Source organism: Pedococcus sp. KACC 23699 (assembly GCF_045348425.1).
Classification (GTDB): Bacteria; Actinomycetota; Actinomycetes; order Actinomycetales; family Dermatophilaceae; genus Pedococcus.
Map to the genome: position 1 here is coordinate 3,041,016 of NZ_CP157483.1, position 11,454 is coordinate 3,052,469.

Here is an 11,454-nt window from a genome sequence, read left to right on the forward strand (position 1 = left end):
GGGCCGGGGATGGATGTCCTGAACACCCTGTGGCAGACGTTCTTCGACGTCGACGCCATGCGCACCGCCCTGCCCGAGCTGCTTCGGGTCGGCTTGCCCAACACGCTGCTCCTGGCCCTCACCTCGGCGGTGATCGGCACCGTCGTCGGCATGCTCCTGGCGATCGCCGGCCTCTCCGGCAGCCGGTGGCTCCGGTGGCCGGCGCGGGTCTACACCGACGTCTTCCGCGGCCTCCCGGCGGCGGTGACGATCCTGCTCATCGGGGTCGGGCTGTCGCCGGTCGGGCTGCAGATCTGGGGACCAAACCCGTACCCGCTGGGCATCCTCGCCCTGTCGCTCATCGCGAGCGCCTACATCGGCGAGATCTTCCGTTCGGGGATCCAGAGCGTCGAGGCCGGACAGCTCGAAGCCGCGCGGGCGCTGGGCTTCTCGCGCCCCAGTGGCATGCGCCTGGTCGTCATCCCGCAGGGGATCCGGCGGGTGCTGCCGGCCCTGGTCAACCAGTTCATCGCGCTGATCAAGGAGTCGTCCCTCGTCTACTTCCTCGGTCTGCTGGCCAGCCAGCGTGACCTGTTCCGGATCGGGCAGGACGCGGCGGCCAACACCGGCAACGAGTCGGCGCTGCTCCTCGCGGGGCTGTTCTACCTGGTCATCACCGTGCCGCTGACCCACGTGGTCAACGCCATCGACCGCAGGCTGCGGGACGGTCGCCGCGCCGACGGTGCCGAGGGCGCCGACGACGAGCCCACCGATCCCGCGGCGCCGTCCCTCGCCCTCGCCCAGGAGGCCCACCGATGAGCACCACCCCGACGACCGACGCCGCCGCCACCCCCGGTGTCGCCGCCACCCCCGGTGTCGACGTCGCCGCCCGCGACATCCACCTGTTCTTCGGCACCAACCACGTCCTGCGCGGGGTCACCTTCGACGTCCCGGCTGCCTCGACCACGTGCGTGATCGGGCCCTCGGGCTCGGGCAAGTCCACCTTGCTGCGCGTGGTCAACCGGTTGCTCGAGCCCGACTCCGGCGACGTCCTCCTCGAGGGCCGCAGCGTCCTCGCCGACGACCCCGACCTGCTGCGGCAGCGCGTGGGGATGGTGTTCCAGCACTTCAACCTGTTCCCGCACAAGACGGTCCGCGACAACATCACCCTCGGGCTCACCCGGCTCCGTGGCCTGTCCAGGGACGAGGCCGTCGAGCAGGCGCTCGCCCAGCTCGACCGCGTCGGTCTGCGCCACAAGGCCGACGTCCGCCCCGGGACGCTGTCCGGCGGGCAGCAGCAGCGGGTGGCGATCGCCCGCGCGCTCGCGATGCAGCCCCAGGTGATGCTGTTCGACGAGGCCACCTCGGCCCTGGACCCCGAGCTGGTCAAGGGTGTCCTGGCCACCATGGCCGACCTCGCGGCGGGTGGCATGACCATGCTCGTCGTCACCCACGAGATGGGCTTCGCCCGGTCGGTCGCCGACCAGGTGCTCTTCATGGACCGGGGCGTCGTCGTCGAGTCCGGTGCGCCCGGCACGGTGTTCGAGGACGCCCACAGCCAGCGGCTGCGGCGGTTCCTCTCGCAGGTGCTCTGACCGGTCGGCCCGTCGTCGCCGGTGCAAGGGGCGCGGACCTTGCGCGCACGCCCTAGGCTGACTGCGTGCTGCGCACCCGGAACCCGGTCCACGCCCTGACTGCGGCGGACCGCGACGATGCCCTGGAGGTGTGTGCGCGCAACCTTCCGGCCAACGTCTTCGTCGCCGCCCGCCTCCTCGAGGGCGTGCTCACCACCCAGCCGGGCACCGTCTTCGGGCACCGGGTGGACGGACACCTGCAGTCGTTGTGCTGGTCCAGTGCCAACCTCGTGCCCGTCGAGGCCGCGGACGCCGACATCGCCTTCTTCGCCGACCGCGTCCGACGGTGGCGCCGCCACTGCGCGTCCATCCTCGGGCCGGCCGACCAGGTGTCCGAGCTGTGGCGCCACCTCGCGCCGTCGTGGGGCCCGGCCCGCGCGATCCGGGCCGACCAGCCGCTCATGAGTGCCATGGACCTGCCGTCCTCCCTGGGTGTCGAGCTCGACGACCGGGTCCGTCCGGCCACCACCGACGAGGTCGACCTCGTGATGCCGGCTGCCGCGCACATGTTCGAGGGGGAGATCGGCTACCCGCCCTACTCCGGTTCCGGCGCGGCATACCGCACGGCGCTCCTGGCCCTCATCGACCGCGGGCACACGTTCGTCGTCGTCGAGGACGGCGCGGTGATCTTCAAGGCCGACGTGGGCTCGGTGGCCCTCGGCTGCGCCCAGCTGCAGGGGGTGTGGCTCGCTCCGCACCTGCGGGGGCAGGGGCTCGCCGTCCCGCTGATGGCATCCGTCGTCGAGCAGGTCATGACCACGCGCGCCAAGTGGGTCACGTTGTACGTCAACGACTTCAACACCAGTGCCCGGGCGACGTACGCGAAGGTCGGCTTCGAGGACGTGGGCTCGTTCTCGACCGTCCTGCTCTGATGCAGCAGGACGCTCCCCGCGAGGACGACCCGGCCGCCGGCAACGCTCTGCTGTGGCTGACCGGGTCCGTGCTCGCCTTCGGGGCGTTCGTCCTCCTGGTCCCGGGTATGCAGCCGCAGGGGCGCACGTGGCTCTGGGTCGGGATCGTGCTGCTCGCCGTCGGCGGGGTCACCTTCGCGCTCGCGCTGCGGGCCCGGCTGCGTTACCTCGCCGCGCACCGGGCGTCCGAGCGGGACACAATGGAGCGATGACGTCCTCGAGCCTGTCCCGTGTCACGACGCCGCCGCTCAGCACGGACATCGCCGGGCTGGCCGCGCTGTTCCTCACCTCCGGAGTGACGCACCTGGCCAAGCCTGAGGTGTTCGAGCCGCTCGTCCCGAACTCGCTGCCCCGCCGGCGCGAGCTGGTCTACGCCTCGGGCGTGGCCGAGCTCGTCTGCGCCGCCGGGCTGCTGCACCCGCGCACCCGTCGGCTGGCCGGCTGGGCGAGCGCGGTCCTGCTCGTCGCGATCCTGCCCGGCAACGTGCAGATGAGCGCCAACCACGGCAAGCGCGCCCAGCGCAAGCAGACGACCGGGGCGAAGGCGATGTTCGCCGGCACCCTCGCCAGGCTGCCGCTCCAGCTCCCGCTGATCCGCACCGCCCTCAAGGCCGCCGGGCGCTGAGGCGTCAGTAGAGGCCGGTGGAGTACTGCTCGCCGTAGTACTTCTCGAGCTCCTCCACCGAGTCCTCGGGCCGTTCGAGCGCCTTGGCGATCTCCGGGCGTGAACCGACGGCCATCGGGTCCCAGGTCGAGGGGTGCCAGAGCCTGCTGCGCATGAACGCCTTGGCGCAGTGGAAGAAGACCTCCTCGACGTCGACGACGAGGGCAAGGACCGGGCGATGACCCTTGACCTCCATCTCGTCGAACCACGGGGCGTCGGCGACCAGCCGGGCGCGGCCGTTGACGCGCAGGGTGTCCCCGCGGCCCGGCACGAGGAAGATCAGGCCGACGTGCGGGTTCTCCAGGACGTTGAGGTAGCCGTCGACCCGCTTGTTGCCCTTGCGCTCCGGGACCGCCAGCGTCGTGTCGTCGAGGACCTTGACGAACCCCGGCGGGTCGCCCTTCGGGGAGGAGTCGCACCGGCCCTCGGAGTCGGACGTCGACACGACGCAGAACGGTGACGCGGCGATCCAGTCGCGGTCGAGCTCGTGCAGGGTCGTCCGCACCTTGTCCCGCACCCGGGGGAGCGGCTCGCCGACGAGCACGCGCAGCTGCTCGGCGGTCTGGATGCGGTGGTCGTCGACGGAGTCGTGGGAGCCCATGGCGCCAGTGTGTCAGCGGCCGCTCACCGCCGACCGGAACCCGGTCGGACCCGGCCTCCGAACCCTTCTGGGTGTCCGCGAGTACAACTGGGGTGAGCCGGCGCCGTACGCCCCGATATCCTCTGGTGGTTGTCCACCACCTGAGGAGTCCGAAGTGGCACTGCGCATGTCGACCCTGTTCCTGCGAACCCTTCGCGAGGACCCGGCCGATGCCGAGGTGCCGAGCCACCGGCTGCTCGTGCGGGCCGGCTACATCCGTCGCGTCAGCCCCGGCATCTACACCTGGCTGCCGCTCGGCCTGAAGGTGCTGCGCAAGGTCGAGCGCATCGTCCGCGAGGAGATGGACGAGATCGGCGCCCAGGAGCTGCTGTTCCCGGCGCTGCTGCCCAAGGAGCCGTTCGAGGCGTCCGGGCGCTGGACCGAGTACGGCGACAACATCTTCCGCCTCCAGGACCGCAAGGGCGCCGACTACCTGCTCGGGCCCACGCACGAGGAGATGTTCACCTTGGCGGTGAAGGACCTCTTCTCGTCCTACAAGGACCTGCCGCTGTCGATCTACCAGATCCAGACCAAGTACCGCGACGAGGCGCGTCCGCGCGCTGGCATCCTGCGCGGGCGCGAGTTCGTCATGAAGGACTCCTACTCCTTCGACATCGACACCCCCGGGCTCGACAAGAGCTACCAGCTGCACCGCGACGCCTACATCCGGATCTTCAACCGCCTCGGCTTCCACTACGTGATCGTCCAGGCGATGGCCGGCGCCATGGGTGGGTCCAAGAGCGAGGAGTTCCTCGCCACGGCGGAGAACGGCGAGGACACCTACGTCCACTGCCCCAACTGTGGGTATGCCGCGAACGTCGAGGCCGTGCAGGTGCCCGTCCCCGACGCTGTGCCCTACGACGACGCGCCGGCCGCGCACGCCGAGGACACCCCCGACACCCCGACCATCGAGACCCTGGTCGACCACCTCAACGCGGCGTTCCCCCGCAAGGACCGTCCCTGGGCGGCCGGCGACACCCTGAAGAACGTCCTCGTCGTGCTCGTGCACCCGGACGGCACCCGCGAGCCGCTGGCCATCGGCGTGCCCGGGGACCGCGAGATCGACGAGAAGCGCCTCGGCGCCCAGGTCGAGCCGGCCGAGGTGGAGGCCTTCGAGGAGAAGGACTTCGCCGCCAACCCGGCCCTGGTCAAGGGCTACATCGGGCCCGGCGCCCTTGGCTCGGAGTCGGCCTCGAAGGTCCGCTACCTGCTCGACCCGCGCGTGGTCGAGGGCACCCGCTGGGTGACCGGCGCCGACGTGGCCGGCAAGCACGTCATCGACCTCGTCGCAGGTCGCGACTTCACCGCCGACGGCACCATCGAGGCCGCCGACGTCCGCCCCGGCGACGCCTGCCCCTCGTGCGGCCACGCGCTCGAGTCCGCCCGTGGCATCGAGATGGGCCACATCTTCCAGCTCGGCACGAAGTACGCCGAGGCGCTCGACCTCAAGGTGCTGGACCAGAACGGCAAGCTCCAGACGGTGATCATGGGTTCCTACGGTGTCGGGGTCTCCCGCGCCGTGGCCTGTGTCGCCGAGGGCAACCACGACGAGCTCGGGCTGCGCTGGCCGCGCGAGATCAGCCCCGCCGACGTCCACCTCGTCGCGGCGGGCAAGGACATGAACCGCGACCCGGAGGTCTTCACGAAGTCCGAGGAGCTCGTGCGCGAGCTCGAGGCTGCCGGGCTGACGGTGCTGTTCGACGACCGCCAGAAGGTCAGCCCCGGTGTGCGGTTCAAGGACTCCGAGCTCATCGGCATCCCCACCATCGTCGTCGTCGGCAAGTCGCTGGAGAACGGCATCGTCGAGATCAAGGACCGCGCGACCGGCGAGCGCACCGAGGTGCCCGTCGACGGCGTCGTCACCGCGGTCCTGGCCGCCGTCAACGGCACGACCGGCAGTGCGACCGACACCGTGGCCGACACTGCGACCGACGCAGCAGCCGGCTGATGGCGAACGCGCCGCTGCAGGCCGTCATCTTCGACTGGGGCGGAACGCTCACCCCGTGGCACACGGTCGACCTGCCCCAGCAGTGGCGGGTCTTCGCCCGCGAGGTGCACGGACTGCCGGTCGAGGACCCCGCCATGCCCGTCGAGGACCTCGCCGAGGCCGACTCCTTGGCGCTGCGGATCCACCAGGCCGAGGAGAAGGCCTGGTCCCGTGGACGGCAGACCCACGAGAGCGCATCGATCGAGGCGATCCTCGCCGAGGCCGGTGTCGACGCGGAGCACGACCGGCACCACCTGGCGCTCGCTGCATACCGTCGGTTCTGGGAGCCGCACACGCACACCGACCCGCAGGTCCGGCCCCTGTGGGAAGGCCTGCACGACCGCGGGCTCAAGGTGGGGGTGCTGTCCAACACGATCTGGACCCGCGCCTACCACCGCGAGGTGTTCCAGCGCGACGGCGTCCTGGACCTGCTCGACGGCGACGTCTACTCCTCGGAGATCCACGTCGTGAAGCCGCACCCCGAGGCGTTCCTCGCTGCCTGCGCTGCCGTCGGCGTCGAACCGGCCTCGGCCGCGTACGTCGGTGACCGGATGTTCGAGGACGTGCACGGGCCGCAGCAGGTCGGCATGCGCGCGATCTGGGTGCCGCACAGCGACATCCCGACCAGCCAGCAGGTGGCGGTCGACGTGACGCCGGACGCCGTGGCCCACGAGCTGCTCGACATCCTCGACGTCGTCGACGGCTGGCTCGGTCGCTAGGTGTTGGTCCTCGACTGTGCCTGACCTCGACCTGACGACGGTCCTGCTCATGGCCCTGGCCGGTTTCGGCGCAGGGTGGATCGATGCCGTGGTCGGGGGTGGTGGGCTGGTCCAGCTCCCGGCCCTGCTGCTCGGCTTCCCGTCCGCGGCGCCGGCGCAGCTGCTGGCGACCAACAAGATCGCCTCGATCTTCGGCACCGCGACGAGCTCGATCACCTACTGGCGCAGGGTCCGTCCGGATCTGCGCACCGCCCTGCCGATGGCTGCCGTCGCGTACGTCGGGGCGGTCGGCGGGGCACTCATCGGTCTGCACATCCCCAAGACGGCGTTCAACCCTGTCATCCTCGTCATGCTCGTCGTCGTCGGGGCCTACACCCTCGCCAAGCCGAGCCTGGGCCACGAGACGACGCTGCGGTTCAACGGCCACCGGCACACCGTCGTCGCGATGATCACGGGGTTCGTCATCGGGGTCTACGACGGGGCGCTCGGCCCGGGCACCGGCTCGTTCCTCGTCTTCGCCCTCGTCGGCCTGATGGGCTACGCCTTCCTCGAGGCCAGCGCCAAGGCCAAGATCGCCAACTTCGCGACCAACCTGGGGGCCCTGACCGTCTTCATCCCCGGCGGCCACGTGATGTGGAAGATCGGTGCGGTGATGGCCGTCGCCAACGTCTGCGGTGGCTACGTCGGTGCCCGGACGGCCGTGGCCCGGGGGAGCAGGTTCGTCCGCGTGGTCTTCGTCGTGGTCCTCGTCGCCTTCATCGTTCGCATCGGCGGCTCGGTGCTGGGGGCCTGGTCGTGACACCGCACGCCGACCCGCGCCTGCTCGACCGGTGTGCCGCCCTGGTCGAGGATGCGGTCGAGGGTGCCGCTACGGATCCGGTGACCGGGGGCCGCGGTCGGCGCCGGGTCCTGGGCATCAGCGGTGCACCCGGGGCGGGCAAGACCACCCTCGTCCTCGCGGTTCTCGCCGCCGCGGCGCAGGACCCGCGCCTCGCCGGGCGGATCGCGCACGTCCCCATGGACGGCTACCACCTGCCCAATGCCGAGCTCGACCGGCTTGGCCGCCGTGACCGCAAGGGCGCTCCGGACACCTTCGACGTCCAGGCGTATGCCGCGACGCTCGCCACCGCGCGGGCCCTGCCGCGCACCGCGCTGTGGGCGCCGAGCTTCGACCACGCGGTGGGGGAGCCGGAGCCCGAGTCGATCGAGGTGCCGCTGGACGCCGACCTCGTGCTGACCGAGGGCAACTACCTGCTGCTGCCCGACGGTGGCTGGCCGACGGTGCGGGACCAGCTCGACGAGGTGTGGTTCTGCGACCTCGGTGCCGAACAGCGCCGCTCGCGCCTGGTCGACAGGCACGTCCTCACCGGCCGCGAGGTGGACGACGCCGAGGCGTGGGTCGACCGGTCCGACGAGGCGAACGCGCGCCTGGTCGTCGGCGGGCGTGACGTCGCCGACGTGGTGGTCGTCGACGGTCAGATCGAGCGACCGGCGAAGGCCGCGAGGCGCTCGTAGGGACCCGCGTCCCCGGCGGGCTCCTGCTCGGGCTTGAACGCCGCTCCTCGCCGCTCGGGAGTCAGGGCCTGCGACATCGTCGCGTAGGCGACCTCGGCCACCTCCGGGTCCAGCTCTGCGGCGTCCTTGCCCAGTGCCGTGGCGAGATCCCACGAGTGCACGGCCAGCTCGGCGACCTGGAACCCGGGACCGCCCGGCGCGTCGGGGTTCTGGTCCCAGGCCGCGCGCAGGTCGTCCGCGTTCGAGCGGAAGGTGGCCGACCAGTCCTGGGGGAGCTCGGCCGCCGCCGACCAGTCGGGGCTCTCGCCACGGACCGAGGCCGCGAAGTTGGCCGGGCCCTGCACGACGTGGCCGAGCAGCTCGCGCACGGTCCAGTCCGTGCACGGCGTCTGACGCTCGAGGTCGGAGGGCTGCACCGCCTCCACCAGGGTCGAGAGCTGGGTCAGTCCGCGGTCGAGGGTCGCGAGGTCGTCTCGTGTGGTGTCCATCCCGTCACGCAACCACTCCGGCACCGCACGGACAAGACCTTTCGGGCATCCGGTGAACCCAAACCCACGTCATGGGCCGTCCACAGCAAACTCCTAGACTTCGGCCGCACAGTGTTCTCGTGACCACCACCAAAGTGCCGTCTGCCACGGCGCCCACGCAGCGCCCGCAGGCTCGGGCGGCATACCGGAGCCGTGCGGTCCGGACCGTCCCACGCTGGTGGCGCGACGCGTCGGTGTCCGCCTTCTGGCTCGTCCTGCTGTGGGTCACCGCGCTGTGGGTGGCCAACGGTGGCGTCCAGGACCTCGGGTCGGTCGCCGGCGCGCTCACCAGCACCGGGCGGCTCACCGGTCTGGTCGCCTCGGCCCTGCTGCTGGTGCAGGTGTTCCTCATGGCGCGGGTGCCGTGGTTCGAGCAGGCCTGGGGCCAGGACGAGCTCGCGCGGACGCACCGGCTCGTCGGGTTCACCTCGTTCAACCTCCTCTGGGCGCACATCGTCCTCATCACCCTGGGCTACGCGTCCGGTACGCCGAAGGGCCTGTGGGGGACGCTCGTCGACCTGGTCCTGCACTACCCGGGCATGCTGCTGGCGACGGCCGGCACCGTCGCGCTCTGCATGGTCGTGGTCACCTCGGTCCGCAAGGCGCGGCGCAGGCTGCGCTACGAGGCGTGGCACCTCATCCACCTGTACGGCTACCTCGGCGCCGGGCTCGCCCTTCCGCACCAGCTGTGGACGGGCCGGGAGTTCCTCGCCTCCACCGCCTCGACCGTCTTCTGGTGGGGACTGTATGCCGTGTGCGCCGCTGCCGTGCTCGTCTACCGGGTCGGTGTGCCGGCCTGGCGTTCGCTGCGCGCTCCGCTGCGCGTCGCCTCCGTGGTCGATGAAGGACCCGGCGTCACCTCCGTCGTCGTCGCGGGCCGCGGGGTCGAGAAGCTCGACGTCGCGGCCGGCCAGTTCCTCCAGTGGCGGTTCCTGGACGGCCCGGGCTGGAGCAGGGCCCACCCCTACTCCATCTCCGCGGCACCCGACGGCCAGAGCCTGCGCATCACCGCGGCCGAGGTCGGCGACGGCACCGCACGGCTAGCCACCATGAAGCCCGGCACCCGCGTCCTCGTCGAAGGCCCCTACGGGCGGATGCACCCCGGAGTGCGCACCCGGCGCGAGGTCCTGCTCATGGGGGCCGGCATCGGCATCACCCCCATCCGGGCGCTGCTCGAAGGGCTGGACCAGGACCCGGGCGACGTCGTCGTCGTGCACCGAGCCCACAGCCGCGACCAGTTCGTCTTCGCCGTCGAGATGTTCGAGCTGGCGCGGGAGAGGGGCGCCCGCTACGTCACCGTCGAGGGGCCTCGCGTCCCGGGCCGTGACTCGTGGCTGCCCGCCTCCGCCGCACACCTGACCGACGCGGCGGCGCTCGCCCAGCTCGTGCCCGACGTGGCCGAGCGCGACATCTTCCTGTGCGGGGCACCCAAGTGGATGGAGGCCGCCCGACGGGCCGCCCGCGAGTGCGGTGTCCCCTCCGACCACATCCACCTCGAGCTGTTCGAGTACTAGGAGCCTGCCTTGCGACGCATCACCCTGTGGAGCCTGTCCACCCTCACCACCCTGGTCCTGCTGTTCAGCTACCACACCTCCACGTCCAGCAGGAGCTCTTCGGTCGCGGCCCCCGTCATCGCCCAAGCGGCAACGCCGGGCGCCGTTGCGACGCCGAAGGCGACCAGCCCCTCAGGCACCTCGACCAGTGGCTCGTCCAGCTCCTCGACACCGAGCGGCGGTTCGTCGAGCTCCTCGTCCAGCCCCTCGCAGTCGTCCGCCGCCAAGACCTACGCCGGTGACGCCATCGGCACGCAGTACGGCGACGTCCAGGTCCAGATCACCGTCAAGGGCGGCAAGATCACCGCCTCGCAGGTGCTGCAGGTCCCGTGGAACGACAACCGCGACCAGGAGATCAACTCCTACGCCGTGCCGATCCTCAACCAGGAGGCCGTCTCGTCGCAGAGCGCGAACATCGACATGGTCTCGGGCGCGACCTTCACCTCCGACGGCTACATCCAGTCGCTGCAGTCCGCGATCGACCAGGCGCACCTGTGAGTGCCTCGACGGTGGAACGGCCGGGCCCGGGACAGTCGGGTCCCTCGGCGGGCGGACGTCAGTCGTCCGCCCTGCCGCGTCGCGCCTTCGTCACCCAGGTGATGGGTCTTCCGGTCTCCGCCCACGTCCGTGGGGCCGTCGACGCACCAGAGGTCGAGCAGGCCGTGACGCAGGTGTGGTCGTTCCTGCACAAGGTCGACGACCTGTTCAGCACCTGGCGGCCCGACAGCGAGCTCATGCGCCTGCGACGCGGTGAGCTCGACGGAGTGTCGGCGCACCCGTGGCACGAGGAGGTCGCCCTCCTGTGCGCCGAGGCCCAGCGACGCACCGGCGGCCTGTTCACCGCGTCCTACCCCGGTGCCGGTGGCTACGACCCCACCGGCCTCGTCAAGGGATGGGCGGTCGAGAAGGCCGCAGACCACCTCGCCAACGTGCCGGGAATCTCTTACTGCCTCAACGCCGGTGGTGATCTTGTCGCCGGCGCTGGCCGTGACACCGAGCCGACTGCTTGGCGCGTCGGCATCGAGGACCCGTTGCATGCCGGCGCCATCGCCGCCTCGCTCGACCTCGTGACCGGTGGCCTGGCAACCTCCGGCACGGCGGCCCGCGGGCAGCACATCGCCGACCCGCGGTCCGGCTCCACCGTGGATCGTTCGGGTTCGGTGACGGTCTGGGGGCCGAGCCTGCTGTGGGCCGACGTGTGGGCGACAGCACTGTTCGTCGACCCCGGTGCCGGGCGCTCGGCCCTCTCCGCGAACGACCCGCAGTACCGCTCGTTCGTGCTCTGAGACGTCGCGCGACGACTGGCGCGCGAAGGCCCTCCCGCC

14 protein-coding genes are annotated in these 11,454 nt (G+C 71.3%); 12 read left to right on the plus strand and 2 right to left on the minus strand.

The window, feature by feature from the left end:
- Positions 1-9 precede the first annotated feature (9 nt).
- From ABEG17_RS14390 to ABEG17_RS14410, 5 genes are all read left to right on the plus strand, one after another.
- Positions 10-798: an amino acid ABC transporter permease gene (locus ABEG17_RS14390; RefSeq protein ID WP_406830158.1), complete on the plus strand. Its 789-nt coding sequence runs from the start codon at positions 10-12 to the stop codon at positions 796-798.
- Positions 795-1,574, plus strand: a complete 780-nt coding sequence (locus ABEG17_RS14395) for an amino acid ABC transporter ATP-binding protein (protein ID WP_406830159.1) — start codon at positions 795-797, stop codon at positions 1,572-1,574. The genes ABEG17_RS14390 and ABEG17_RS14395 overlap by 4 nt, the downstream gene beginning before the upstream one ends.
- Positions 1,575-1,639: 65 nt before the next feature.
- A complete protein-coding gene (locus ABEG17_RS14400) occupies positions 1,640-2,485 on the plus strand; it encodes a GNAT family N-acetyltransferase (protein ID WP_406830160.1) in 846 nt (281 codons plus the stop codon).
- Positions 2,485-2,736 carry a hypothetical protein gene (locus tag ABEG17_RS14405; RefSeq protein ID WP_406830161.1) on the plus strand — a complete coding sequence of 84 codons (252 nt, stop codon included), beginning with the start codon at positions 2,485-2,487 and terminating at the stop codon, positions 2,734-2,736. The genes ABEG17_RS14400 and ABEG17_RS14405 overlap by 1 nt, the downstream gene beginning before the upstream one ends.
- Complete coding sequence (locus ABEG17_RS14410; protein ID WP_406830162.1) at positions 2,733-3,149, plus strand: MauE/DoxX family redox-associated membrane protein; 417 nt, start codon at positions 2,733-2,735, stop codon at positions 3,147-3,149. The genes ABEG17_RS14405 and ABEG17_RS14410 overlap by 4 nt, the downstream gene beginning before the upstream one ends.
- 4 nt (positions 3,150-3,153) lie before the next feature.
- Here ABEG17_RS14410 and ABEG17_RS14415 read toward each other — a convergent pair whose 3' ends face one another.
- Complete coding sequence (locus tag ABEG17_RS14415) at positions 3,154-3,789, minus strand: pyridoxamine 5'-phosphate oxidase family protein (RefSeq protein WP_406830163.1); 636 nt, start codon at positions 3,787-3,789, stop codon at positions 3,154-3,156.
- A 154-nt stretch (positions 3,790-3,943) separates the two neighbouring features.
- Here ABEG17_RS14415 and ABEG17_RS14420 point away from each other — a divergent pair, with 154 nt between their 5' ends.
- The 4 genes from ABEG17_RS14420 to ABEG17_RS14435 are packed head-to-tail and all read left to right on the plus strand — an operon-like array spanning position 3,944 to position 8,049.
- Positions 3,944-5,776 (plus strand): proline--tRNA ligase, encoded by a 1,833-nt coding sequence (locus ABEG17_RS14420; RefSeq protein ID WP_406830164.1) that lies wholly within the window; start codon positions 3,944-3,946, stop codon positions 5,774-5,776.
- A complete protein-coding gene (locus ABEG17_RS14425) occupies positions 5,776-6,534 on the plus strand; it encodes an HAD family hydrolase (protein ID WP_406830165.1) in 759 nt (252 codons plus the stop codon). The genes ABEG17_RS14420 and ABEG17_RS14425 overlap by 1 nt, the downstream gene beginning before the upstream one ends.
- A gap of 16 nt (positions 6,535-6,550) precedes the next feature.
- Positions 6,551-7,333: a sulfite exporter TauE/SafE family protein gene (locus tag ABEG17_RS14430; protein WP_406830166.1), complete on the plus strand. Its 783-nt coding sequence runs from the start codon at positions 6,551-6,553 to the stop codon at positions 7,331-7,333.
- Positions 7,330-8,049, plus strand: a complete 720-nt coding sequence (locus ABEG17_RS14435) for a nucleoside/nucleotide kinase family protein (protein WP_406830167.1) — start codon at positions 7,330-7,332, stop codon at positions 8,047-8,049. The genes ABEG17_RS14430 and ABEG17_RS14435 overlap by 4 nt, the downstream gene beginning before the upstream one ends.
- On the opposite strand, the gene ABEG17_RS14440 is transcribed toward ABEG17_RS14435, so the two are convergent.
- A complete protein-coding gene (locus tag ABEG17_RS14440; RefSeq protein ID WP_406830168.1) occupies positions 8,010-8,537 on the minus strand; it encodes a TIGR03086 family metal-binding protein in 528 nt (175 codons plus the stop codon). The two genes, ABEG17_RS14435 and ABEG17_RS14440, sit on opposite strands and share 40 nt — an antisense overlap.
- Before the next feature lie 119 nt (positions 8,538-8,656).
- Between ABEG17_RS14440 and ABEG17_RS14445 the strand changes: the two genes are divergently transcribed.
- Genes ABEG17_RS14445 through ABEG17_RS14455 form a run of 3 tightly spaced genes read left to right on the plus strand, consistent with a single transcriptional unit; the run spans position 8,657 to position 11,415 of the window.
- Positions 8,657-10,090 carry a ferric reductase-like transmembrane domain-containing protein gene (locus ABEG17_RS14445; protein ID WP_406830169.1) on the plus strand — a complete coding sequence of 478 codons (1,434 nt, stop codon included), beginning with the start codon at positions 8,657-8,659 and terminating at the stop codon, positions 10,088-10,090.
- Between the two features lie 9 nt (positions 10,091-10,099).
- Positions 10,100-10,627, plus strand: a complete 528-nt coding sequence (locus ABEG17_RS14450) for an FMN-binding protein (protein ID WP_406830170.1) — start codon at positions 10,100-10,102, stop codon at positions 10,625-10,627.
- On the plus strand, positions 10,624-11,415 hold the full coding sequence (locus ABEG17_RS14455) for an FAD:protein FMN transferase (protein ID WP_406830171.1): 792 nt from the start codon (positions 10,624-10,626) through the stop codon (positions 11,413-11,415). Before ABEG17_RS14450 ends, ABEG17_RS14455 begins: the two co-directional genes overlap by 4 nt.
- The last annotated feature ends 39 nt before the right edge of the window (positions 11,416-11,454 follow it).